General features: G+C 43.5%; 24 protein-coding genes. 19 read left to right on the forward strand and 5 right to left on the reverse strand.

Annotated elements, in window-relative coordinates:
* The first annotated feature begins 67 nt into the window (after positions 1-67).
* The 15 genes from PU629_RS05785 (at position 68) to PU629_RS05855 (ending at position 15,641) form a co-directional block, all read left to right on the forward strand.
* Positions 68-1,216 carry a cysteine desulfurase family protein gene (locus PU629_RS05785; protein WP_275283339.1) on the forward strand — a complete coding sequence of 383 codons (1,149 nt, stop codon included), beginning with the start codon at positions 68-70 and terminating at the stop codon, positions 1,214-1,216.
* On the forward strand, positions 1,213-2,406 hold the full coding sequence (thiI, locus tag PU629_RS05790; protein ID WP_275283340.1) for a tRNA uracil 4-sulfurtransferase ThiI: 1,194 nt from the start codon (positions 1,213-1,215) through the stop codon (positions 2,404-2,406). The genes PU629_RS05785 and thiI overlap by 4 nt, the downstream gene beginning before the upstream one ends.
* A gap of 125 nt (positions 2,407-2,531) precedes the next feature.
* The gene (locus PU629_RS05795) at positions 2,532-2,729 is read left to right on the forward strand and encodes an alpha/beta-type small acid-soluble spore protein (RefSeq protein WP_275283341.1); all 198 of its coding nucleotides are present in this window, start codon (positions 2,532-2,534) and stop codon (positions 2,727-2,729) included.
* 163 nt (positions 2,730-2,892) lie between these two features.
* Positions 2,893-4,476, forward strand: a complete 1,584-nt coding sequence (mbcS, locus tag PU629_RS05800) for an acyl-CoA synthetase MbcS (protein WP_275283342.1) — start codon at positions 2,893-2,895, stop codon at positions 4,474-4,476.
* A gap of 105 nt (positions 4,477-4,581) precedes the next feature.
* Entirely contained in the window at positions 4,582-6,177 is a 1,596-nt protein-coding gene (locus tag PU629_RS05805) for an amidohydrolase (RefSeq protein WP_275283343.1), read from the forward strand.
* A gap of 320 nt (positions 6,178-6,497) precedes the next feature.
* The gene (locus PU629_RS05810) at positions 6,498-7,157 is read left to right on the forward strand and encodes a DUF2953 domain-containing protein (RefSeq protein WP_275283344.1); all 660 of its coding nucleotides are present in this window, start codon (positions 6,498-6,500) and stop codon (positions 7,155-7,157) included.
* Complete coding sequence (gene ytfJ / locus PU629_RS05815) at positions 7,114-7,590, forward strand: GerW family sporulation protein (RefSeq protein ID WP_275283345.1); 477 nt, start codon at positions 7,114-7,116, stop codon at positions 7,588-7,590. Before PU629_RS05810 ends, ytfJ begins: the two co-directional genes overlap by 44 nt.
* Before the next feature lie 72 nt (positions 7,591-7,662).
* Positions 7,663-8,652, forward strand: coding sequence for a class I SAM-dependent methyltransferase (locus tag PU629_RS05820; RefSeq protein ID WP_275283346.1), 990 nt, complete (start codon positions 7,663-7,665; stop codon positions 8,650-8,652).
* A 45-nt stretch (positions 8,653-8,697) separates the two neighbouring features.
* Entirely contained in the window at positions 8,698-9,204 is a 507-nt protein-coding gene (locus tag PU629_RS05825; RefSeq protein WP_275283347.1) for a MogA/MoaB family molybdenum cofactor biosynthesis protein, read from the forward strand.
* 37 nt (positions 9,205-9,241) lie between these two features.
* Complete coding sequence (locus tag PU629_RS05830) at positions 9,242-10,015, forward strand: SDR family oxidoreductase (RefSeq protein WP_275283348.1); 774 nt, start codon at positions 9,242-9,244, stop codon at positions 10,013-10,015.
* 102 nt (positions 10,016-10,117) lie between these two features.
* Positions 10,118-10,480, forward strand: coding sequence for a hypothetical protein (locus PU629_RS05835; protein WP_275283349.1), 363 nt, complete (start codon positions 10,118-10,120; stop codon positions 10,478-10,480).
* A gap of 145 nt (positions 10,481-10,625) precedes the next feature.
* Positions 10,626-11,753, forward strand: a complete 1,128-nt coding sequence (gene ald, locus PU629_RS05840; protein ID WP_275283350.1) for an alanine dehydrogenase — start codon at positions 10,626-10,628, stop codon at positions 11,751-11,753.
* Positions 11,754-11,990: 237 nt separating this feature from the next.
* A complete protein-coding gene (locus PU629_RS05845) occupies positions 11,991-13,106 on the forward strand; it encodes a Gfo/Idh/MocA family protein (protein ID WP_275283351.1) in 1,116 nt (371 codons plus the stop codon).
* A 94-nt stretch (positions 13,107-13,200) separates the two neighbouring features.
* A complete protein-coding gene (locus PU629_RS05850; protein WP_275283352.1) occupies positions 13,201-14,355 on the forward strand; it encodes a Gfo/Idh/MocA family protein in 1,155 nt (384 codons plus the stop codon).
* A 635-nt stretch (positions 14,356-14,990) separates the two neighbouring features.
* Entirely contained in the window at positions 14,991-15,641 is a 651-nt protein-coding gene (locus tag PU629_RS05855; protein ID WP_275283353.1) for a ThuA domain-containing protein, read from the forward strand.
* Positions 15,642-15,776: 135 nt separating this feature from the next.
* On the opposite strand, the gene PU629_RS05860 is transcribed toward PU629_RS05855, so the two are convergent.
* Positions 15,777-16,877 carry a M24 family metallopeptidase gene (locus PU629_RS05860; RefSeq protein ID WP_275283354.1) on the reverse strand — a complete coding sequence of 367 codons (1,101 nt, stop codon included), beginning with the start codon at positions 16,875-16,877 and terminating at the stop codon, positions 15,777-15,779.
* 168 nt (positions 16,878-17,045) lie between these two features.
* Between PU629_RS05860 and PU629_RS05865 the strand changes: the two genes are divergently transcribed.
* Positions 17,046-17,726 carry a metal-dependent hydrolase gene (locus tag PU629_RS05865; protein WP_275283355.1) on the forward strand — a complete coding sequence of 227 codons (681 nt, stop codon included), beginning with the start codon at positions 17,046-17,048 and terminating at the stop codon, positions 17,724-17,726.
* 250 nt (positions 17,727-17,976) lie between these two features.
* Positions 17,977-19,284: a DRTGG domain-containing protein gene (locus PU629_RS05870; protein ID WP_275283356.1), complete on the forward strand. Its 1,308-nt coding sequence runs from the start codon at positions 17,977-17,979 to the stop codon at positions 19,282-19,284.
* A 30-nt stretch (positions 19,285-19,314) separates the two neighbouring features.
* Here the strand turns inward: PU629_RS05870 and PU629_RS05875 are convergent, their stop codons facing one another.
* Positions 19,315-19,617 (reverse strand): YtpI family protein, encoded by a 303-nt coding sequence (locus PU629_RS05875; RefSeq protein WP_275283357.1) that lies wholly within the window; start codon positions 19,615-19,617, stop codon positions 19,315-19,317.
* 181 nt (positions 19,618-19,798) lie between these two features.
* Here PU629_RS05875 and PU629_RS05880 point away from each other — a divergent pair, with 181 nt between their 5' ends.
* A complete protein-coding gene (locus PU629_RS05880) occupies positions 19,799-20,728 on the forward strand; it encodes a DHH family phosphoesterase (protein WP_275283358.1) in 930 nt (309 codons plus the stop codon).
* A 99-nt stretch (positions 20,729-20,827) separates the two neighbouring features.
* On the opposite strand, the gene PU629_RS05885 is transcribed toward PU629_RS05880, so the two are convergent.
* From PU629_RS05885 to PU629_RS05895, 3 genes are all read right to left on the reverse strand, one after another.
* Positions 20,828-21,013: a YtzJ family protein gene (locus PU629_RS05885; RefSeq protein WP_275284366.1), complete on the reverse strand. Its 186-nt coding sequence runs from the start codon at positions 21,011-21,013 to the stop codon at positions 20,828-20,830.
* Positions 21,014-21,102: 89 nt separating this feature from the next.
* Positions 21,103-21,612, reverse strand: coding sequence for a sporulation membrane protein YtrI (gene ytrI / locus PU629_RS05890; protein WP_275283359.1), 510 nt, complete (start codon positions 21,610-21,612; stop codon positions 21,103-21,105).
* Positions 21,609-21,941: a YtrH family sporulation protein gene (locus tag PU629_RS05895; protein ID WP_275283360.1), complete on the reverse strand. Its 333-nt coding sequence runs from the start codon at positions 21,939-21,941 to the stop codon at positions 21,609-21,611. Before PU629_RS05895 ends, ytrI begins: the two co-directional genes overlap by 4 nt.
* A gap of 176 nt (positions 21,942-22,117) precedes the next feature.
* Here PU629_RS05895 and dnaE point away from each other — a divergent pair, with 176 nt between their 5' ends.
* Complete coding sequence (gene dnaE, locus PU629_RS05900) at positions 22,118-25,480, forward strand: DNA polymerase III subunit alpha (RefSeq protein ID WP_275283361.1); 3,363 nt, start codon at positions 22,118-22,120, stop codon at positions 25,478-25,480.
* Positions 25,481-25,638 lie beyond the last annotated feature (158 nt).

A 25,638-nucleotide genomic window follows, 5' to 3' on the forward strand; every position in this document is an offset into this window, starting at 1 on the left:
TTACTTGTTTTTGCAACCATATGAGTATAAGATAAAAATTTGTAGACGAAAAAGAGGAGGGACACTCATGATTTATCTTGATAACAGTGCTACAACTCGAGTGTATCCAGAGGTACTGGAGACCTATCTTAAAGTAGCGGATTCCTTTTTTGCCAATCCTTCCTCCATTCATAAGCTAGGCGGTCAATCGGAAGAACTCCTGAAAAAAACACGTGAACAGGCAGCACGATTGCTTCAAGTGGAGGATCGAGAGCTTGTTTTTACTTCTGGGGGAACAGAAGGTAACAATCTTGCTATAAAGGGGACGGCCTTTTATTATCGGCAACGTGGAAAGCATTTGATCACGACATCGGTCGAACATGCGGCGAGCTTTGAAGCTTTTAAGCAACTCGAATCGATTGGCTATGATGTGACTTACTTAGACGTCGATCGTTCTGGCAAAGTAGATATTGAGCAATTGAAAGAAGCTATTCGACCGGATACGATTCTCGTCTCTCTTCTTCATGTCAACAATGAAACGGGCAGTATTCAAGATGTGGAACAGATCGGTTCATGTTTGAGCCATTATCCTAAAATTCTATTTCATGTGGACCATGTTCAGGGCCTCACAAAAGTACCGCTTCATTTTAAGAAAGCTCAAATTGACTTATGCACGATGTCTGGACATAAAATCCACGGACCAAAAGGGACAGGCCTTTTATATATAAGAAACGGGGTGAAACTTGCTCCCCTATTTGCAGGTGGAGGTCAAGAGGGAGAGCTCCGTTCTGGTACAGAAAACCTTCCGGGAAATGTAGCCTTGGTTAAAGCACTGCGGCTATCGCTTGAGAAGATGGAGAAAGGGATTCCTCGAATGAAACGTTTGATGGGGAAATTAAGATCGGATCTTGAGAAGTCAACCTTTGTAACGATAAACACGCCTCAAGACGGAGCCCCGCACATTCTCAGCTTATCGGTACATGGCATTAAAGCAGAAGTGTTAATTCATGCACTTGATCAAGAGGAGATTTATATTTCAACAAAGTCAGCGTGTTCTTCAAAAAGTGAAGGAGCAAGCCGTGTCTTGTTGGGCACAGGAATTCCAGAAAAAGAGGCGGAATCAGCCATTCGAATTAGCCTCTCATTCGAAACAACCGATGAAGAGATTGAAACTTTTCTAAATGTGTTTCATCAAAAAGTGGAAGAGCTAAGACGTGTTATGGGAGGAAAACCATGAATTATGACATTTTAAGCTTAAGATATGGCGAGTTGTCACTTAAAGGTAAGAATAAAAAGGGATTTTATGATACTTTGTTTCGTACCGTAAAAAAACAGCTTCAGCCTTTTCAAAATATAGAACTAGAAAAACATTTTGACCATATTAATATAAGGTTGAATGGACATGATCACGAAGCTATTCTTCATGCCTTGAAATATGTTTTTGGGATTCATGTGATTCGAGCTGGTATTCAAGTTGAAAAGTCCTTGGATGCGATGAAAGAAGGCGCCCTTCGATTAATCGAAGGCGACTCGAGTATTCAAACCTTTAAAATTTCAGCGCGTCGAAAAGATAAGCAGTTTCCTTATCCAGCCTATGAGATTAATAACGAGCTTGGGGGATATTTGCTCGAAAATAGGGACGGCCTTAAGGTTGACGTCCATAACCCTGATGTGGATATAAAAGTTGAAGTGAAGCCTTATTATGTTAACATTTTTGGAAAAGCCATTAAGGGACCTGGTGGAATGCCTGTGGGAACGGGAGGGAAAATCCTTTTAATGCTTTCAGGTGGAATTGACAGTCCTGTTGCGGGATTTCAATTGTTAAAGCGAGGCGCCGTCCTCGAAGGCATTCATTTTCATAGTCCCCCTTACACAAGTGAACGCGCGAAACAAAAAGTGATTGATCTCAGTCGACGTTTGAAGGAAATCGGTGGCGAGTTCAAGCTTCATGTTGTGCCTTTTACGAAAGCACAGTTGGCGATTCATGAAAAAGCACCTGCCAATTATGCGATTACCTTAATGAGGCGAATGATGCTCAGAATAGCGGAAAAGTGGGCATCGGAAAGAGGCGCATTAGCTCTCGCAACAGGTGAAAGCTTAGGCCAGGTTGCCAGTCAAACGCTTAGCAGTATGCACACGATCAATGAAGTGACCAATTATCCGGTCCTGCGCCCGCTTATTTCGGAGGATAAAGTCGATATCATTGCTATTGCCCAGGAAATTGACACGTATGATATTTCGATTCGTCCTTATGAAGATTGTTGTACGATCTTTCTTCCAAAAGCCCCTAAAACAAAGCCAAGTCGTGAAAAAGCCGCTTTGTTCGAGGCCGATTTAGATATTGAAGCACTAGTGGCGGAGGCGGTTGCAGGGATTGAAACACTTGATCTTCGAAAAGATGAGCTAGACCTTGAGGATTTATTTTAAATAGTGCTTTGGAAAAAGTCCGTTAATCAACGGGCTTTTTTTGTAAGAAATAATTACCAATTGGATATTTGCATGGAATCCTCCTTTATTACAGATGATATAAGTACACAAGGAGGTGATACTCAATGGCTGATAACAACAGCAATCAAATCCTCGTAGCAGGTGCAGAGCAAGCAATTGACCAAATGAAGCAAGAAATTGCTCAAGAATTTGGTGTACAGCTTGGCGCTGATACCACTTCTCGCGCTAACGGTTCTGTTGGTGGAGAAATTACGAAACGCCTTGTTGCAACTGCTCAGCAACAACTTGGTGGTCATTTCTAAATTAAATAGAATTTGGCTATGGAGAGGTGGCTCTGGTCACCTCTCTATTTTTATTGGGTTTTTTACCAATAAATTGCTTGTTTTTTCTGACGATCCTTTCTTTCAAAACCTTCACCCCTCTTGTATAATAAGAAGGAAAAAGAAAACGCTTAAGGAAGGGGAGTTGAGTATGGAGTCTTTGATTGCGCCAGCCCGATATAATTTCACCTCTGAGATTGAAAAATATGCGCAAAATTCTTCTAAGTTAGCACTTAAATTTGAAAATATGGATGGAACAACCTTCACACTTACATATTTTGAACTCATGGAAAGAGCCAATGCTTTTGCCAATGGCCTGACTAAATTAGGCCTAAAACAAGGTGATCGCATTCTTGTGATGATGCCGCGATCCATTACGACATATGTGGTTTATGTTGCTGCATTAAAAGCAGGGCTTGTGATTGTGCCAACCTCTGAAATGTTAAGGCCAAAAGATTTATCTTATCGCTTAAACCATTCAGAGGCGCTTGCAGTGGTAGTGCAAGATCAATTGACCGATCGAATTGACCAAGCTGAACATGAAACGGTTCAATATAAGATTGCAGTTGGGAATGCTCCTTCCTCAAGTTGGTTGACTTATGATACGGTTGTTGAGGGGAACTCAACCCATTTCATAGCAGCAGATACATCAAAAGATGATATGGCCTTTCTAGCCTATACTTCTGGGACGACTGGTAATCCTAAAGGCGTTGTTCACACACATAGCTGGGCTTATGCCCACATTCGGACAGCCTCCAAAAGCTGGTTGGATATTCAAGAGGATGATCTTGTTTGGGCAACCGCAGGACCCGGCTGGGCGAAATGGTTATGGTCACCCTTCCTTTCTGTTTTAGGCTCAGGAGCCACAGGTTTTGTCTATAATGGCCCTTTTTCAGCCGGGAAGTATTTAGAATTGCTTCAAAATAATAAAATAAATGTGCTTTGCTGCACACCAACTGAATACCGTCTTATGGCGAAAGAGGATGGGCTGGAGACATTTAATCTGTCTTCATTAAGAAGTGCGGTATCGGCAGGTGAGCCCTTAAATAGAGAAGTGATTGAGACATTCGAGAAATTATTTAACGTCTCAGTACGAGATGGATATGGGCAAACTGAAAATACGCTCCTAGTGTGTACACAAGTCGGCATGGAAGCACGCCCGGGTTCGATGGGCAAGCCAACCCCGGGAAATCGTGTAGAAATTATCACTGAAGACGGGGATGCAGCAGATGTAGGCGAAGTCGGGGACATTGCCGTTCATCGAAGCACGCCAGCTCTTTTCAAGTATTATTACAAAGACGAAGAAAGGACGGCTGCCTCTTATAGAGGAAATTACTATATAACGGGTGACCGTGCTAAAAAAGATAAAGATGGCTATTTTTGGTTTGATGGACGCCGCGATGATATTATTATCAGTTCCGGATATACTATCGGGCCATTCGAAGTAGAGGATGCGCTTGTCAAACATCCAAAGGTAAAAGAATGTGCAGTTGTCGCGAGCCCAGATCCTGATCGCGGCAATGTAGTAAAGGCTTATGTGGTGTTGCGTCATCCAGAGGATCAAAATGACCTTTCATTAGTCAAAGAACTTCAAGATCATGTCAAGGAATTAACCGCACCCTATAAATACCCGCGAAAGATTGAGTTTGTCGAGGATCTTCCAAAAACAACTTCTGGTAAAATCCGCAGAATTGAGCTTAGAGATCGCGAATTCAAAAACGCTCAGTAATTTATTGCGAATGGAGTCCGCACGTTCAGTTTTTGTGAGAGGCGTAGTCAGTAATGGCTGCGCCTGCTCGACTTTTTAATGGTTAGGGAGGGGCTTGAGAAATCTATGGGAACACTTTGGTTAGGGCGCGTACGCACAATGGACAGACAGAATGACATACAAGAAGCGGTGTTTGTTGACAATGGACGAATTGAGGCGGTAGGATCCGTTGCGGATTTGCGGGAGACATTTTCTGATCGAATTCAGAAAATTCAAGATGTCAGGCCGTTTACTATCTATCCGGGGTTTGTAGATAGCCATTTGCATTTAATGGGACTGGGACTTCAATTGGCTCGTCTTGATCTTTCAACCGCACGCTCTTCAGCTGAAATGAAAGAAAGCTTAAATTTTGAAGCGCAAAAAACACCGCTTGGAGAATGGATTATTGGAGAAGGCTGGAATGAAAATCGTTGGCCGGACAGAAAAATTTTTCATAAACATGAGTTGGATGCTATTTCCCCTCATCACCCAATGAGTTTAACGAGAATTTGCCATCATGCGGTCCTAGTGAATTCCCTCGCTTTGTCCAAAGCCGGCATTCATGCTGAAACACCTGACCCACCTGGTGGCGTCATCGTGAGAGATGATAACGGTGAACCAACTGGACTGTTGCTTGATCAAGCTCAAAACTTGATTGCTCAAGCGATGCCGGAAGTTTCTCTTGAAAAGCTGGTTCAAGCAGGCCACCGTGCCATGGATCACTTAATCTCCCTTGGATTAGTTGGGGGCCATACAGAAGATCTTGCCTACTATGGGAAGTTAAAAAAGCCTTTTGAAGCGTATCAAACAATACTTAAGAGTCGTCATTTTCGAACCCATCTGCTTGTTCATCATGAAGTCCTTGATGAGATGGATGAAAATGGAGTAAAGCCTTTAGCGGTCATGGGAGATCTCTCTTTTGGCGCCATGAAGCTGTTTGCTGATGGGGCTTATGGAGGAAGGACGGCTTGGTTAAGACGTCCTTATCAGGATGCCCCTGAGACAATGGGGGTTGCGATTCATACCCCTGAACAGCTCAAAGACTGGGTGAAAAAAGCAAGGGATAAACAGATGCCCGTTGCGATTCATGCTATTGGCGATCAAGCTTTTGACACCGCTCTTTCGGCCATTGAGGCTCATCCTAATCAGACGGCGATGAGAGATCGTCTGATTCATGGACAATTGGTACCACCTGATTTGCGAAAAAGAATGAAGAAGACGGGGGCCATCCTTGATATTCAACCTACCTTTGTTTTGTCTGATTTCCCATGGGTAATAGAGCGGCTTGGAGAAGACAGAATGAAGGATGCGTATGCTTGGAAGACGTTAATCGAGGAAGGCATCCCTTGTGCAGGCGGTTCAGATGCGCCTATTGAAAAGGCGGACCCATTACTCGGAATCTATGCAGCCGTCGCTCGTAAGCGGCCAAATGAGACAGATGAAGGTTACTTTCCTTCTCAAAAGCTCTCGATCAGACAAGCTGTTGAATTATATACAACAGGGAGCGCCTATGCGGTCAATCAAGAACACCAAATGGGCCAAATCCATCCCGGTTATCTCGCCGACTTTACGATTTTAGATCACGACCTATTTGAAATCGACCAGGAAGCCATTCCATCTGTAAAAGTTGTTAGGACGGTCATCGGTGGCGAAACGGTCTTTGAAAGAAAAAACCTCGATTGAAAAAATGGGACCACTGAAAAACGCTTGTTTTATAATTTAGTGATCTTGCTCAATTAAAAAAAGGCGACTCGAATTCAGCTTTTGAATTTTTGAGTCGTCTTTTTCGTCTAATGGAATCGTTTAGTTATCCCTCAAAGATGAAAGAGAGGAGTCTATGGTCAGGCAAGTCAACCACAATCAATAAAGGAATAGATGGTCAGTCGAGACACTGAAAAAATCAAAAACCCATGCCGAGACTATAAATTGCATTTGCTTGCAAGGGGATAGTATTAATTGTCTCTTAACATCCTATACTGTGAACAATAGGAGTGAGGGAGAGCATGCTTTGGCTGAAATGGGTAGTAGGTATCCTTCTTGTACTGTTAGTAGTGATGATTATACTTAATTTCCTATTAATAAAAATTAAGTTGAAAGCAGATGTTGAAGACCTTGACGGACACTTAGAAGGGTTTGTTTACATATGGAAATGGAAAGTCTTCCATTTTTCAATCCCTGATGTTCACATCGATGAGGACCCGATCGAGTTGACGATCCAAAATAAAACCTCCATAACTGAAGAGCAAGAGAAGACACTGAACAAAGATCAGTTAACGCATCTCTATAGTAATTTTAAAAGCATTTTGGACATTATGGGAAAGAGAAAAAAAAAATCCCCGCTCTTAAAAATAAAAGACTTTAATTGGGAAACGTCTGTTGGGTGTCATCAAGCAGATCAGACTGCTATTGCCATTGGGGTCTGCTGGGCGCTCAAATCAACTCTTCTTGGGGTAGTTCAATCCTTTATGTATTTGGAATCTCCCTATTATAATATTTTGCCTCTTTTTAATGAATGGCACTTTGAAACCCATCTGTCATGCATGATTTCTTTTCGATTGGGAAAGGCTATAAGGCAAGCAATTTGGATACGAAAGCAGTTTAAAAGGAGGCAGTTGCTCCATGGGGGAACATCCTATTCAAGGACTCATGAAGACAGCGCTTGAGAGTTTGCAAGAAATGACTGATGTCAACACCATTATCGGCGAACCGATTGAAACCCCAGATGGTCATGTGATCTTGACTGTTTCAAAGGTTGGATTTGGCTTCGCTGCCGGTGGAAGCAATTTTAAAGGCTCTAAGTCGCAAGAAGGTCAAAAAGATCAAGAAAGCGACAGTAGTGGAGGCGGCGATTCCTTACCGTTTGGAGGAGGCAGCGGCGGAGGGGTATCCATTACTCCAATTGCTTTTCTTATTGCAGGTCCTAAAGGCATTCAAATGATCCATCTTGATAACAGTACTCATCTCTTTGAAAAAATGATGGATCTTGCTCCTCAAGCCATTGATAAAATTCAGCAGTTGATGAAAAACAAAGGAACGGGAAGTAAAGGAAACGGAGGAGGCGGCTTACAAGGAAATCAGGATGACATTTATAACTAAAAGGACTAGGGGGCAGATTAGGAGTCTGGTCCCTTTTAATATGGTATTATAGCGAAAGGAGGGAAGGTATTTATGGTTCTTGAAACAGAAGTAACACGTTTATTTTCCGCATTAGATCAGAGTGTTCAATATTTGGCTGAAGCTGAATCGCAATCTTATCTGGAGAGTCTTATACAGGTTGGCCCTTATATTACGGACCAAGAAATTCCAGAGACATTCGAAAAAACGTTATTGGCCAGTCTCGATCCGTTTTGGTCAGGAACTTTTACAAAAGAGTCGATTCGCCGGGCTTTTCAATTGTCTGTCCTCAAAGGTCTAAAATCAACCGATCAGGCCCATCATCATGTGACACCAGATACGGTTTCTTTATTTATGGGGTATTTAGCCCAATTACTAAACTTTAAACAAGAAAGTGTTATCACGGTATTGGATCTGGCTGTCGGGTCAGCGAATCTTATAACAGCCGTTTTAAATCAACTGAAAACTCCGGCTCACGGGATAGGGGTGGATGTGGATGATCTTATGATTCGGCTTGCTATGACAAACGCCAATCTTCAGCAGACAACGTTGGAACTTTTTCGTCAAGATGCGTTCCGCCCGCTCTTAATTGATCCGGCTGATTTAGTGGTCAGTGATCTTCCAGTGGGTTACTACCCGGACAAGCAACAGGCTCAATCATTTAAGGTGGCTCAAGAATCCGAGCAGCCATTTAGTCACCATCTGATGATTGAACAGCACTTAACTTATTTAAAACCAGGCGGTTATGCCATCATGATGGTTCCGAACACGCTTTTCCAGGAAGATGAGCGTCACCGTTTAAATCAGTTGATTCAAGAAGAAGCGGTTATATTAGGTTTTCTGCAACTGCCGAGCTCCCTTTTTAAGACGGATTCACAAGGCCGAAGTCTATTAATCCTTCAGAAACAAGGGGAAGGTGTACAAAAGCCGAAGCAAGCCTTACTCGCTCAACTTCCAAGCTTTTCAAATAAAGAAGCTTTTTCTTCCATGCTATTAGAAATTCAGAATTGGTTTAAGGACTACCAATCCTCAAAATCTAACTAAAAAGCTCTCGTTTTGGGAGCTATGGACGATCTAAGGAGAGACAGTATGTCAGTACAAGCTAGGCAAAATCAAGGGGTTCAATCGATTGGTTTTGGAATTATTACCGTTAGTGACACCCGTACACAAGAAACAGACAAGAGCGGTCAATTTTTAATAGAAGCCGTGAAAGCAGCTGAACATCAAATTGAAAGTTATCAACTTATAAAAGATGAACAAAGCGTTATTAAAAAGACTATTGAAAACTTAATGGTTCAGCCAAAGGTCGAGGCGATTATTATAAATGGGGGTACGGGTATTGCCAAGCGTGATGTCACTTATGAAGCGGTAGAAGCACTACTCGAAAAAGAATTGCCAGGTTTCGGTGAGCTTTTTCGTTATTTAAGTTTTACGGAAGATATTGGAACAGGTGCGATGCTCAGTCGTGCGATTGCCGGTGTTGTGAATGGAAAAGCCCTGTTCTCCTTGCCGGGGTCGACAGGGGCGGTCCGTTTAGGATTAACTCGGCTGATTCTCCCTGAAATTCGTCATATTGTTCATGAATTAAATAAATAAGTAAACGAACAACAAAGACGGGAGGAGGAACTTAACCATGAGGCGTCATGCTCTCATAACAGCTGGGACAAAGGGGATTGGACGACAAGTGACGGAGCATTTTTTGCAAAAGGGATACTCGGTAACGGTTAACTATCGGTCTGAGGATGAATCGGTTGCGTCCTTAAGGGCAAAATGGATTCATTTGAAAGAACGGCTTCAATTCATCCAAGGAGATGTGACGGATGAGAAGGCTGTGGACGCGTTAGTCCGCTCTGCTAAGCAGCGATTTGGCCGTATTGATTGCTGCCTAAATAATGCTGGACCGTTTGTTTTTGAGAGAAAGAAAATAGTGGATTACAGCGAAGAAGAGTGGACCTATCTTCTAAACGGTAACTTGACGTCTGTGTTTCGCTTGGCCAAACAGGTGGTACCGATTATGAGAGAGCAGCGATTTGGCCGTTGGATTACATATGGGTTTCAGGAAGCGGACCGGGCTCCAGGGTGGATGTATCGAGGTCCATTTGCTGCAGTCAAAACAGGCCTGGTTTCTTTTACACGAACATTGGCACTAGAAGAAAGTGAATATGGGATAACCGCCAATATGGTTTGTCCAGGGGTTATAGTGGGTGACATGAAAGAGGCATCGATCGCTCAAGCAGAAGCGGAAGAGGAGTCTAACACTCCTTTTGGCCGCTCAGCAACGGGAGAAGATGTCGCGCGGCTAATAGCCTTCTTATGTGAAGAGAATTCCGTCATGATATCGGGATCGGTGATTGATGTAACGGGAGGCGTCGACACGATTCATCAGTTTCGGTTTCGAGCACAATAAGCTTTCTGGGGCTTTTTATGCTGGAAAAGCTATGTTGGCATGTATAAAAAAGGAAATGGATCCCCACATTATTTAATGAGGTGATCACACATGAGGAAAGCAATGACTATGGTTTTTCTATCGTTCCTCTTATTACTGCCGCTTAAAGCAGCACAAGCCCAGCCGGTTAGTCACGATAAAGTTATCAAAATAAGCCTCCGATTAGAGAAAACGGATGTTTTTTTTGCTTATATTGAACCGGATCGCTACATTTATCGAAAAGGAAATCAAGAGATCAGCGGGCCAAAAGCTAAGGCTGCTGTTCTAAAAGAAATAACGACGTTGTCTTTGACACCTGAAACCACCTCTGAACAGATTGTTCATCTTCTTCAAACCACTGATTTTCCGTCAATAAAATCAATGGATATTCGGATGATTGATTCGGATAATCATCTGTATACATGGGTATGGAATCAAAAGGGTTGATTTTTCTGGTGATTCAAACTATTTAGCGACACCTTGCAAAAGTCACATAATTGGCGTAAAACTGAATTGGAAGCATGATGAAGGACTTCCATAATATGCTTTTTGGTTAGGAAGAATTTGAATGGTAGCTTAGGAGGAGAAACTCATGCGTATTGGAGTGCCAAAGGAAATTAAAAATAATGAGAATCGCGTTGCTTTAACCCCTGCAGGAACGGTCCATTTGGTTAAAACGGGACATCAGGTTTTTGTTGAGACTAATGCGGGGTTAGGCTCAGGGTTTTCCGACGAGGAATACCAAGCAGCCGGTGCGGCGATTGTGAGTACACCTGAAGAAGCCTGGTCACAAGAAATGGTGATGAAGGTAAAGGAGCCTCTTCCAGAGGAATATGACTATTTCTATGAAGGACTTATTCTTTTTACCTATTTACATCTTGCTCCAGAACCTGAATTGACACGTGCTTTAACGGAGAAGAAAGTTGTTGGGATTGCCTATGAAACCGTTCAACTTCAAAACGGTTCACTCCCCCTTCTGACGCCAATGAGTGAGGTGGCAGGACGTATGGCTTCTCAAATCGGGGCTCAATTTCTTGAAAAGCCTCATGGTGGGAAGGGAATCCTTCTAGGCGGTATTCCGGGGGTTAAACGTGGAAAGGTAGCGATCATTGGCGGGGGGATCGTGGGAACCAATGCGGCTAAGATTGCCGTTGGCTTAGGAGCCGATGTCACCCTTCTCGATTTGAATCCTGATCGCTTGCGTCAATTAGATGATATATTTGGTAAATCGGTTCATACATTAATGTCGAATCCTTTTAACATTGCAGAATCAGTTAAGGAGGCAGATCTTGTGATTGGGGCGGTTCTCATCCCAGGAGCAAAAGCCCCGCGACTTGTAACTGAAGAGATGGTAAAATCCATGTCTGAAGGTTCCGTGGTAGTGGATGTTGCGATTGACCAAGGCGGTATTTTTGAAACAACCGATCATATTACAACGCATGATGACCCAACTTATGTGAAGCATGGTGTCGTTCATTATGCGGTTGCCAATATGCCAGGAGCGGTTCCACGCACTTCGACCATTGGCTTAACGAATGTGACAGTCCCTTATGCAGCCCGAATTGCATCACTTGGGTTTGGACAGGCATGTCTTGCTGATCCAGCCTTGCTTAAAGGAATCAATACACTTGATGGTTACGTCACCTACCAAGCAGTGGCTGACGCACATGGATTAGAGTATCGTTCCGCCAGTGATCTTCTTAAAGGTCATATTAAATAAGCCTTAAACGGAACGAACGCATAAGTTAAAGCATTCGCTTAGGTCAAAGGAAGTTAAAAAAAATATCCGTTTTTAGAAGATGATCTCTGGCTTAACAGGGTCATCTTTTTATTCAATATAAAGGCGTGCTTCTAGACTTTCTTCATAAAATGAGGTAACTTGGTAGAATAGTAAGTTTATTTATTAGCTTAAGTTGAAAGCGTTTACTGAATCTAATTGGAAAAGGCAGGGATGGATGTGACTGAATTGAAGGTGGGGATCATTGGCTGCGGCAATATTAGCTCCATTTATTTTCAAGCGGGTCAAAAGTTCGAAGCCATTAATATAGTGGCGTGTGCGGATCTGGATTTGGAACGTGCCAAAGCACGTGCAAAGGAATATCACATTCCAAAAGCTTATTCAGTCCAGGAACTCTTAAATGATCCTGAGATTGATCTAGTCTTGAATTTGACCATTCCTAAGGCGCATGCTGAGATTGCCTGTGCGGCACTTGAGTCCGGCAAACATGTATATGGGGAAAAGCCTCTCGCTATTTCTTTAGAAGATGGGAAGAAAATTTTAGATGTTGCCGGGACTAAGGGACTCCTGGTTGGAAACGCGCCCGATACTTTTTTAGGCGGCGGACTGCAAACATGCCGAAAAATAATCGATGAAGGATGGATCGGAACACCTGTTGCGGCAACGGCCTTTATGATGGGACCCGGTCATGAGCGATGGCATCCGGATCCGGAGTTTTATTATCAAACAGGCGGCGGACCTATGTTCGATATGGGGCCCTATTATTTGACGGCTTTGATTTCGTTACTCGGACCGGTTTCTCGAGTAACGGGTTCAACAAGAATCACTTATCCTGAACGCACGATCACGAGTGAGCCTAAAAAGGGTCAGAAAATTAAGGTTGAAGTACCTACGCATGTTGCGGGGCTTCTCGATTTTGATTCGGGTGTCGTGGGGACACTTGTCACAAGCTTTGATGTTTGGCATCATAATATGCCATGGATTGAAATCTACGGAAGCGAAGGGACTTTAAGAGTACCCGATCCAAACACGTTTGGAGGGCCAGTTCTTTTGAGAAGACATGATGCCGCGGATTGGTCTGAACTGCCATTGAGTCATGGATTTACTGAGAATAGCCGAGGAATCGGTCTTGTCGATATGGCCTATGCTTTACATAATAAACGTGAGCACCGTGCCAATGGTGAGATGGCCTATCATGTGCTTGAGATCATGCATGGCTTTCACGAAGCAGCCGAAAAAGGCAGTCATTATTCGGTTAAGAGTACATGCAAGCGTCCGCAAGCATTTCCTGGCGGCTTAAATTCTAATAATATTAGTACTCTCTTAAACAAGTAATGGGGAAAGTCTTGAACTCAGGTCGGGATTTTGTAAAAACGAATCGTTTTTAAGGGAGATGCCTTTATATAGTTAGAAAGGGATGGTGATGAGCATGTCTCAAAAGGAAATACGAATTGGAATGATAGGCTATCAGTTTATGGGTAAGATGCATAGCCATGCATACCGTGATTTTCCGTTTTATTTTGATACAGAGGTTAAGCCGGTCTTACAAGCCATTGCCGGGCGCAATGAAGCGGCTGTTAAGGCAGCGGCTGAAAAGATGGGATGGGCGAGCTATGAAACAGATTGGCGGCGCTTAATTGAACGGGATGATATCGATGTGATTGATATTTCAACACCCAATCATACCCATGCTGAAATTGCTCTTGCGGCAGCAGAAGCAGGAAAACACATTATTATTGAAAAGCCGCTCTCGCTTACCGTTGAAGAAGCAGAGAGGATGCTTGAAGCGGTTAAGAAAAATAAGGTTATTCATATGATTTGTCATAATTACCGTTTTTCTCCAGCTGTTCAATATGCCAAAAAGCTGATTGATGAAGGACGGTTAGGCAAGCTGTATCATATACGTGCAAATTATTTGCAGGATTATATTGTGGATCCGGATTTTCCGCTGGTTTGGAGGCTCCAAAAGGATGTGTCCGGTTCAGGCTCTCTTGGTGACATTGGGGCGCATAGCATTGATCTCGCTCGGTTTTTGGTTGGAGAATTTAAGGAGCTTGTCTCCATCATGGAAACCTTTATTAAGGAACGCCCGATTGCTTCCCTCCAAGGCGGGTTAAGTGCTACGGCTGATACGAGCCAAAAGGGTGAGGTGACCGTTGATGATGCGGCTCTGTTTCTTGCCCGATTTGATAATGGCGTGCTGGGTACCTTTGAAGCAACACGGTTTGCTCAAGGGAACCGGAATAAAAATAAATTTGAAATCAATGGGGAAAAAGGCTCGATCCGCTGGGACATGGAGAACATGAATAATCTCGAGGTCTATCTGGCAGATGATGAACCCGGTCTGCAAGGCTTCCGACTGATCAACTGTACGGAGGAACATCATCCTTATGCAGGTGCCTATTGGCCGGCTGGTCACATTATTGGTTACGAACACACCTTTATTAATTTAATCCATGACTTTTTGGAGGCAGTGGCAGCTGGCACTCAGCCGAAGCCAGACTTTGAGGATGGGCTAAAGAACCAAAAAGTATTAGCAGCCGTTGAAGAATCCGCCCGATTAAAAAGCTGGGTAAGCCTCTAGTAAGTGGTCGGATTAATAGCAAATAGCGCAATGAGGTTACGCTCAGGCGTTGGGAATGGGCAAAAAAAGCGGAAATAGAGTAATGAGGTTACGCCTAATTAGTTTAGGCGTAACGCGGATACGTTAACGCGTTGGGAATGGGCAAAAAAAACGGAAATAGAGTAATGAGGTTACGCCTAATTAGTTTAGGCGTAACGAGAATGCGTTAACGCGTTGGGAAAGGGCGAAAAAAGTGGAAATAGAGTAATGAGGTTACGCCTAATTAGTTTAGGCGTAACGAGAATGCGTTAACGCGTTGGAAATGGACGAAAAACCGGCAAATAGAGTAATGAGGTTACGCCTAATTAGTTTAGGCGTAACGAGAATGCGTTAACGCGTTGGAAATGGACGAAAAACCGGCAAATAGAGTAATGAGGTTACGCCTAATTAGTTTAGGCGTAACGAGAATGCGTTAACGCGTTGGGAAAAGGCGAAAAAAGCGGAAATAGAGTAATGAGGTTACGCCTAATTAGTTAAGGCGTAACGAGAATACGTTAACGCATAAGAAAATGGCCACTTGGCAAAATGGCGTAACGAGAATGCGTTATCGAATTGGATCGACACAAAACGAACAATTGGTGGAGGAGAGGGTCTTCATGAAAAAAGCGTTAATCTTTCAAGGTGGATGGCAAGGGCATGAGCCTGAACAAGTAGCTGCTATTTTAGCTGGTATTTTGAGAGAAGAAGATTTTGAGGTAAAGATTACGAATACTTTAGAAACCTTAGAACAAGAGGATTTGACAACTTATGATTTGATCGTGCCGAATTGGACTCAAGACACGATTACGCGCGAGCAGCTGAATCCGCTGCTTGAGGCGGTTGCTCAAGGAACGGGCTTAGCAGGATTACACGGCGGGATGGGCGATTCATTTCGGATGGAGACAGACTATCAGTTTATGGTAGGCGGGCAATGGGTAGCGCATCCTGGAAATGATGGCATCACCTATACGGTCAAAATCAATGACCCTGATCATCCTTTGACTAAAGGAATGAAGGACTTTGAAGTGACCTCTGAACAGTACTATTTACATGTGGACCCGGCCGTTCGTGTGCATGCTACCACTCGTTTTCCAAATGCAGAGGGACCGTATGCTGCAAATGGAGAAGTCGATATCCCTGTTGTTTGGACGAAAAAATGGGGTGAAGGTAAGGTCTATTATTGTTCCTTGGGCCATGTTGCTGAAATCGTCAAAATGCCTGAGGTTATTGAATTGATGCGAAACGGGATGGTGTGGGCCGCTCGTTAATGATTTTTTAGAGGACGAGAGAATTTGGAAATGGAGGGACAGACCTCTCCGAACGGGAACGGTTAATCCTTCAGTAGGAGTCTGTCCAAAAAAAGCGTTGAACCAATGGGCTCAACGCTTTTTTTTATGTATCTATTAGGAGATGACGGTTAACTCTTTAGGGAATTGGGTGAGCGTCAAAGCGCCCTCTTTCGTCAAATAGACGTCGTCTTCAATTCGGACGCCGCCGACTTCTGGGATATAAATACCAGGCTCGACTGTAAACACCATGCCTTCTTTTAACAGGCTATCATTATCATGACTCATGGACGGGGCTTCGTGAATACTAAGACCGAGGCCATGACCTAGACGGTGGGAAAAATAGTCGCCATAACCTTTGTTCTCGATAACGGAACGAGCGACAAGGTCCAGGTCCCCTATGCGCATCCCGGGAATCGCTTGTTTTATGGCTGCTCTTTCAGCTTCTAATACCGTTTGATAGATCTCCTCCTGCTTTTCAGAAGCGTGCTTGTAGACAAAAGTACGAGTGATATCCGAACAATAGCCATCCACAATAACTCCGAGGTCAAACAAGACAAAATCGCCTTCGCGAATCTGACGGTCGTCTGGTTTTCCATGAGGGGAGGCCGTTTTGTCACCAGCTAAGACCATTGTAGAAAAGGACATCTCAGATATGCCCCGTTTCTTAAGTGAATATTCGATCTCAGCGATGATGGATTGCTCGGATTTTCCTTTTTTAATAAGGCTAGCTCCAACCTCTATGGCAAAATCGGCCATTTTGGCTGCTTGCTGAAGTTTCTCGATTTCGCTTGGATCTTTTATCGTTCTTAAACTATTAAGCACAGGCTCTATCGTTATAAAAGAGACCGATTCGCCAAGCTGTTCGAGTTTTTCCACTCGAGAATAAGTGATGTGTGAGCTTTCAACTCCAATTTTAAGAGTCTTGGATAAGCCGCGGCTTTCAAGCTGCTGTTTGACAAACGTCCAAGGATCTTCATGGTCTCCGTAGCCGATTAATTCACCTTCCCAGCCGGAAGCTCTAGCATCTGTTTTCTCCATTGCTGGGCAGATAAGAAATGGCGCCGCTTCAGGAAAAACAAACAGGGCAAGCAAGCGTTCATGCGGGTTGGAACGAAACCCTGTTAAGTAAAATATAGACATAGGATCGGATACGAATCCAAATGAAAAATCAAGTTGTTTGATCTCGTTGATCAACTTGGTCAAACGATGGTTCACTTTGAGTCCTCCTCATGATAAATCGATTATTGGTTTATTCTATCATAAATAATCTGAATAGGTATTAGAGAAACTTTTAGGGTGCTATATATTTGATTAGAGGAAAAGAGAGGAGATATAGTAAAAGAGAAAGGTTCATTATTAATTAACTATAGAAGGAGTGTCAGGATGAAACTTACATACTTTGGACATTCAACCGTTCTTTTTGAAACAGAAAAAGGCAACTTTATTATCGATCCTTTTATTTCGGGAAATGGTTCTAATTCGTTGAGTGTCGATGATGTGCCGAAGCTGGATGCGATCCTTTTAACCCACGGTCATAATGATCATGTCGGTGATGCGTTTGATTTGGCTAAACGTGACGGTGCTGTCATTGTTGCGGTTGCTGAACTTGCTGGTTACGCCGCTTCAAAAGGGGCAAAAGCACACGGTATGTCAATAGGAGGCGGCTACAATTTTGATTTCGGCCGTGTGACGTATACGATTGCTTTTCACGGTTCGAGTTATACAGATGAGAATAATAACATTATTTATACGGGAATGCCAGGTGGATTGCTCTTAAATGTTGAGGGGAAAACGATCTATCATGCAGGGGATACAGCCCTCTACTCGGATATGAAACTGCTGGGCGAACGACACAAGATCGATCTTGCTTTCTTGCCGATTGGTGACAACTTTACCATGGGACCAGAGGAAGCGGCTATTGCAGCTGAATGGGTCGGTGCCAAAGTAGTAGTGCCTATTCACTACAATACGTTCCCTGTTATTGAACAGGATCCTCATGCTTTTGTTGCTTCATTAAAGGCAGAAGGTAAAATTATGAATCCTGGCGATAGCCTTACCCTATAAAAAATGTTTTAAAAAACCTTTCGTTTGATGGCCATATGGCATGACGAAAGGTTTTTCTCATATTCGTCAAAATGAGTTGCTGTCTCAGTTCAACTAGTGTTCAGGCAGGGATCGGATCGCTATCGTGATGAATGGAGGGACCTGTCAATCACGATTCTTTAATCATAAAAGATTAGATGGCGTCTCCTCACTTTTGTTTTATAGTGCTTCTCGGTATAATAGTGTCAGTATAAAGGACGGGAGAACCGCTATGGTAACGAAGCACGAACAACTCTTAGAGTACATAAAAGGGTTAGAGATTGGACATAAAATTTCTGTTCGCCAAGTGGCGAGAGCATTGAGTGTTAGTGAGGGGACTGCATACCGAGCCATAAAGGATGCAGAGAACCAAGGGTTTGTCAGCACGATTGAACGGGTCGGCACCATTCGTATTGAGAAAAAGCACAAAGGAAATATCGAGCGCCTGACTTATGCAGAAGTGGTTAATATTGTGGATGGGCAGGTGCTTGGCGGAAAAGAGGGACTCCATAAAACCTTGAACCGCTTTGTCATAGGAGCTATGAAGCTTGAAGCCATGATGCGCTATATTGACGCGGGAGGGCTTTTGATTGTAGGAAATCGCGATCAGGCTCATGAAAAGGCGCTTCAGGCGGGGGCAGCCGTTCTGATTACGGGTGGATTTGATACACGTGAGGATGTGAAGCGTCTCGCGGATAGTCTTCAGCTTCCTGTTATCTCGACCTCTTATGATACGTTTACAGTTGCTGCGATGATTAATCGGGCTATTTATGATCAGTTAATCAAAAAAGAAATTTTGCTCGTATCGGATATTTTAATCCCGCTCGAAAAGACAAGTGCGTTGCTCCTTAATGATAAAGTAGAGGAATGGCACCGTCAAAATGAGCGGACAGGACATAGTCGTTATCCAGTTATGGATAGCAGTCAACGGCTTTGTGGGATCGTCACCTCAAAAGATATTATCGGCCGGCCTAGAGACTTGACCATTGAAAAAGTAATGACGAAAGACCCTATAACCGTCAGTCAAACAACTTCTGTCGCCTCTGCTGCTCACAGGATGATTTGGGAGGGGATTGAGTGCTTGCCGGTAATGGGACAAAATAGGAAGCTTATGGGAATCATTACCCGACAAGACGTGCTAAAAGCGCTGCAGATGAGTCAAAGACAACCCCAGGTCGGTGAGACGATTGATGATTTGGTAGATGATCAGTTGAGTGAAATGGAGGGTGAAGAGGGGCAATTCCGATTCGACGTCAGTCCGCAAATGACGAACCACTTAGGGATGCTGTCTAACGGTGTAATGACGACCGCTGTTACAACAGTGGCAAGGCGTTATTTTCATCGCTATAAAAAAGGGGATTTAGTCATTGAAACGATTACTTTTTATTATCTAAAGCCCGTCCAGCTTGAAAGCACCGTTCTTATCAAATTAAATATATTAGAAGAGACAAGACGCACGGCAAAATTCGATGTTGACTTATTTAACGAAGGACAGGCTGTTGGCAAAGCTTTCATTGTCTCACAGTTTATACCGCATTAAGTAAGGTCCCTCATCATCTAAGAGATCTTTTTAGAGCGTACCTTGGTTTCTCTCCCGCTGAATCTCAAAATAATAAAAGCGAGAACGCTTGATATAATCATAGGCAAAAAAGGCTCCATAAAGAATGAAAATACAGGCGATGATTAAAGTGATTAAGTGATGTTGAATAAACAAGCGATTGAGACCAAATGTCACCAAGAAAATTCCGACTGCAATGTTCCCTTTTGCGGCATTAAATTTCTTTACTAGAGGATGCTTGGATCGATAGGCTTTTGCTTGATACATAATAAAGAGCAGTGCCGAAAAGATAATGAGAATGATTAACGTTGGCATGATTGCAACAACTCCTAACCTTTTTAGAGTGGTGGGCGTCATCCTTCAACTGGCCTAATCTTGCCTTAATGGATCATCTAAAACTTAATTGTTTTATTAGTTTAACTTTTTTTGAAATGAAAAGCGAGTGAATTCATATAGGAAACAAGCATCTTTTAAAGAAATGGGAGGGCATATAACAATGGAAGACTTATTTTCACTAATTAAAGCTTATGACACAATTGTGATTCATCGTCACGTCCGTCCTGATCCCGATGCGCTCGGGTCACAAGCCGGTCTCTCTGCTTTAATCAAGGATAATTTTCGAAACAAAAAGGTGTACATGGTCGGTGAAGAGGTTGCGTCTCTTACTTTCATTGCCAAAATGGACACGATCCAGGATGACCTGTATAAAGGAGCGCTTGTGATTGTTTGTGACACCGCCAATCTTGCGCGGATCAGTGACCAGCGGTATAAGCTTGGAGAAAAGCTGTTGAAAATTGATCATCATCCTAATAATGAACCGTATGGCGATTGGATGTGGGTGGATACGGATGCGAGCTCAGTCAGTGAGATGATTGCTTCCCTCTATGAGGCAAATTCAGATCTCACTTTATCGGAAGAGGCAGCCGAAGCTCTCTATGCGGGGATTGTGGGAGACACCGGGCGGTTCCAGTTTTCCAATACAACCTCTAAGACCCATCGGCTTGTGGCAAAGCTTTTAGAAAAAAATATACAAGCTGAAAAGCTGATTAATCAAATGGAGTTGATGCCTCTTGCTCAGCTTCGTTTGCAGGGAGAAGTGCTGCGGTCCTTTGACTTTCTTGAAGGTGGAGTTGGGGTCATGCGCTTGACCAAGGAACTTTTAGACGCTTATGCTTTATCGAGCATAGAAGCTTCCAATCTAGTAAACAGCTTCTCCTCATTAGAAGGGCTTAAGGCATGGGTCTTTTTTATTGAAGAACCGGATAAGATTCGTGTTCGATTACGCTCGAAAGGTCCTATGATCCATACACTTGCGGCCCGTTATAACGGTGGGGGACACCCGATGGCAAGCGGGGCAACCGTCTATTCATGGGAAGAAGCCCAAGTACTTGTGGAAGAGCTTCAATCGATTTGTCTCAAAGTTTGACAATCTGGGAAGGCAGCCCGTTTGTTTCTGTGATGATCTGTCGAAAAAAAGGATCCCTTTACCTCGGGCATAAGCGGCCAAAGTAAAGGGATTTTTAACTTATTTTGAAGGTGTGAACCAAAACCCAATAGGGGTAAGTTCTTCGAGGACATTCAGCTTCCTTTTCTCAATCTCTCTTCGAACAAGACGAGCCACTTCTTGGGAATCGGTATAAGCGGAATAACCCTTCTCAATCAACTGGAGTTTTGACTCAGCCAGTTGATGACGGTCAAAAACCATTGACATCACCTCCACTTTTTCCTCCTTTTATTTTACAATAAATTTGCGAAAATTACGATAAAACAACAGAGATGAAAGGAAAAATGAAAAAGGTGTTAGGTTTGCGTTTGTTTAATGACTTTAACTTGTACCTCGAGGTTCGAGAAGATGACAACGCTTTGGACCTGGACTTGATAGACATTATTCTCAATTACAAAGGGATGGTCGTTAATTAAATTGAAGATAAGAGCCTGATTTTTAGCAACCGATTCGATATCATTCCCAATGATTGGCCGAAGCTGGTCTTTGATTTGATCAATCAAATCAATTTTCTTGAGCCCGTCTAACTTAATATTAGGAGTGGTTTCGACTGTGACCTTAATCTCTTGAATGGTCAGTTCCTTTTGGAGATCTTCGTTTTGCGTTTCTGATTTTTCGAGTAAGACTTTGTTTTGGTCTTCTAAATCCTCAATCGTCTTTTTTTGTTGATTAATAAGCAGTAATTGTCGCTCCTGTGCCTCACCGTTTATATAAATAAAAAAGCCAAAGCCTATGATGGCGCCAATGATAATGCCGGCAAAAAAACGCTGCCAGCTCGGATCGCGATAATAAGGAGGAACTCTCATCGTGTTTCCTGAGTAATCCAGTGAACGATAAATGTTGCCGTATGGGCGCCTGTCATAGCAGCAACAATGAGAAGCAATTGTTTAACGACTTCTGTAGGGGTTCCACCCAGAAAGCCCCTTTCTAAATTTTCAAGGGCATCCATTGAACCGCCCATCGCAGAGACAACTGCCCAAACTTTTAGCCGGATAGCAAGTCCGGTGATCTCGATAAGGGGAGGGCGATTGACTAGGTAGGCCGCAATCCCGCCGACGAGAGAGCCGCCAATTAAGACTCCAAAGGCTATGAAATAATACATAATGGCCTGGGTGAAAAAGCTTTTTAAGTCCATGTGGACACCTCTGACTAATTTAGTGTGAAAGTCTTTTTATAACTAGTTTATGGGACGAGTCTTGAAGGTATGACGGTTTTCGGGAGGGGCTGGATTGAGCTATAATGGAAGGAAGAATGTTTGAAGAACGGTCCTTATTAGTGCAAGGAAGACGTAGGGGAAGGAGGTTTAAGCCTTTGAGTTTTGTCCATTTACATGTTCATAGTGAATACAGTTTATTAGATTCTACCTGCCGAATCCCATCACTGGTTCAGAAGGCGAAATCGCAGGGAATGCAAGCACTTGCTGTAACCGATACAAATGTCCTTTATGGCGTCGTCCCTTTTTACAAAGCTTGTTTGGAGCATCACATTCATCCAGTGATTGGAATGGCCATGAAATACTTCTCAAAAAACGGAACAGGAACAAACAAACGTTTTTCGACACTCACCCTGCTTGCGAAAACAAATAAAGGGTACCAAAATTTGATTGAAATCAGCACGCGTCTGCAGTCGGTTCGAGAGGTTACTCTTGAAGTTGCCGGACTTGACCGCTTTTCAGAGGACTTGATTGTTCTATCCGGTGGAGCAAGAGGGGAAATTGAACAAGCTCTTTTGAATAACGAGCGGGAAAAAGCGAGACAGCAAAGTCTTTATTTTAAAAAAATATTTGGCTCTCGTTTTTATTTGGAATTACAAAGAACAGGTCATGCTCATGATGAAAGACGGTTGTTTCTTCAAAGAGAGCTAGCGAAGGAACTTGAGATTCCAATGGTTGTGAGCCACTCCATTCATTATCTTGAGCGAAATGAAGCCCTTGCTCATCAAAGTCTTGCTTGTATTCGTTTAGGTGAAACGTTAGATGCAACTGCCAATATTCAAGGGGAGGCGTACTTTAAATCGATTGAAGAGATGACCGCCCTTTTTCCGGACGACCGTGAAGCGCTTAAGCAAAGTCTTCGTTTAGCTGAAGAATGCCAAGTCACATTTGATTTCAGCCAAACTTATTTACCGAAGTATCCGACTCCGCGTGGTGAGTCAACCAAAGATTACCTCCATTCGTTATGTCACAAAGGGCTCGAAAAAAGATATGGGGGCTTGCTGCCAGAGGCTCAAGAGCGCTTAAGCTATGAGCTTTCGATTATCGATCGAATGGGATTTAGTGATTATTTTCTTGTGATTTGGGATGTTATTCGGTATGCGAGAAGGCAGGGCATCATTCCAGGGCCTGGAAGGGGATCGGCCGCTGGTTCACTTGTTGCCTATACATTGGGGATTACGGATGTCGACCCGATTAAGCACCATTTATTGTTTGAACGCTTCTTAAATCCCGAGCGTGTGACCATGCCTGATATTGATATCGATTTTCCGGATAATCGAAGAGAAGAGGTCATCCGATATGTCCAGGAGCGTTATGGGAAGCGACAGGTTGCTCAAATTGGAACATTTGGAACGCTCTCAGCAAAGGCTGCATTAAGAGATTTGGGACGCGTCTTATCCATGAAACCGCGGGACTTAGACCGCATCACCTCACTCATCCCTTCACAGCATGGGGTGACTTTAGACAAGGCTTACCAAGAATCCGCTCCGCTGCGCCAGCTTATTAAGCAGTCTGAGGCTTATCGCAAGCTGTATAGCCTCGCAAAAATGATTGAAGGCCTTCCAAGGCATACATCGGTACATGCTGCTGGCATTATAATTAATGATTTTCCGTTGACGGAGCTGGTTCCGCTTCAAGAAGGCAGAGATGGACTCTTTGTCACTCAGTTTCCAATGGAAGTGCTAGAGGCAATAGGCCTGATCAAAATGGACTTCCTTGGCCTTCGAAATTTAACTCTTATCGAAGAGATCCTGATGAACATTGAAGAGGAAGGGCGAAAGAAACCACAGCTTACGTCTTTGCCTCTAGACGATCCAGATACATTTCAGCTTTTGGCGAGAGGGGAAACGGATGGGATATTTCAGTTGGAATCGTCAGGGATGCGTGATGTATTGAAGCGGCTAAAACCGACTGCCTTTGAAGATGTCGTGGCCGTGTGTGCTTTATATCGGCCGGGTCCGATGCAAAATATTCCGGCTTTTATTGAGGGGAAGCATGGGGAAAGGGAAATAGATCTGCTCCACCCTGACTTAGAGCCGATTCTATCGCCAACCTATGGGGTGATTGTCTATCAAGAACAAATCATGCAGATCGCTTCTGTAATGGCTGGATTTACACTGGGGGAGGCAGATATCCTCCGACGTGCCGTTTCTAAAAAGAAGCGAGAGGTGCTTGAGGAGCAGAAAGTCTATTTCCTTAAAGGCTGTGCTTCAAAGGGCTATCCGCTTCCTTTGGCAGAGAAGGTCTATGATTGGATAGTTCGGTTTGCCGACTATGGGTTTAACCGTTCACATGCGGTCGCTTACGCGTTAATTGCCTATCGGCTTGCCTATCTAAAAGCTCATTATCCGGCTTCTTTTATTACAGCCCTGCTTTCAAGCGTCGGCCACCACCCTGAGAAGCTATCCGAGTATGTCTCGCTTCTTAAGGAACAGGGATTGAAACTGCTTCCGCCATCTATAAATAAAAGTAAATCTCATTTTACAACGGATCCAATGGGAGTTCGTTTCGGACTTTCGGGCATTAAATATGTTGGACTTCCGGCGGTTCTCCACATTCTAGAGAAGCGTCAAGATGGCCGTTATAAAGACCTGCAGGATTTTTGTATCCGGGTATCGTCCAAGCGGGTCACGCGCCGAGCGATCGAATCTCTGATAATGGCAGGGGCTATGGATGAATTCGGGATAGACCGGGCTCAGATGCTTGCAGCGCTCGATCTCATCCTGCAAAGAGCTTATGAGGAACAGGAACGTGCAGTACGTGGACAAGCTTCTTTCATGAATGATGAAAGCCCTGCATTATCTATTGAGGTTCCTCCCTTTCGATTTGAAGAACGATTGGCAATGGAGAAGGATGTCTTAGGTTTTTATATAAGCGGTCATCCAACTGAGCCTTACCGAGAAGCGGCATCCAAATGGGGAGCCCATTCAATCAATGAAGCTCAATCAGGGGCATTGAACCGATTGAGCGTCCTGCTTGAAAGCATGAAGTTGATCAAGACGAAGGCAGGTAAATCGATGGCCTTTGCCCGAATCTCAGATGAAACAGGCAGTCTAGAAGCGGTTGTTTTCCCAGCTGTTCTTGAAACCTATCGATTGATTCTTCAAGAGGGAGAACTCTTATTCGTTGAAGGAACGATCGAAAAGAATAAATCAAGTGCGGGCTCTCAGTTCATACTAGAAAGAGCATTAAAGCTGAAGGAGCTCTCAGGGGCGCAACCACCTCTTAAGAAGCAACAGGGCAGCTCTTTGTATTTGAAAGTGCGTTCCACGGATTCTTCGGTTCTTCAAGCAGTTAAAGAATGCCTTTTGGCTCATAATGGTGGCCATCCTGTATATATCTATTATGAGGACAAAGGGGAAACCCTTCTTCTTCCTAAGGACTATCAGTCAAGTGCTGATTCAGAGACGCTCGCACAACTGGAACAATTACTCGGAAAGGCGAATGTTCGCTTAAAATAGATCCCCTTCTCTATCAAGAGAGGCCGTTATCGTTTGAACCTTGGTTTTTAAAATCTTACTTGGGTTTCAGAAACTATAAAAGATTCCTCTAGAGAGGGCGTCGGCTCATAGAACATAACGGTTTCGACGGGAGGTCTAAACAAGCGTTTCTATGCCAT

It is taken from the genome of Pullulanibacillus sp. KACC 23026, from assembly GCF_029094525.1.
Taxonomy (GTDB): Bacteria; Bacillota; Bacilli; order Bacillales; family Sporolactobacillaceae; genus KACC-23026.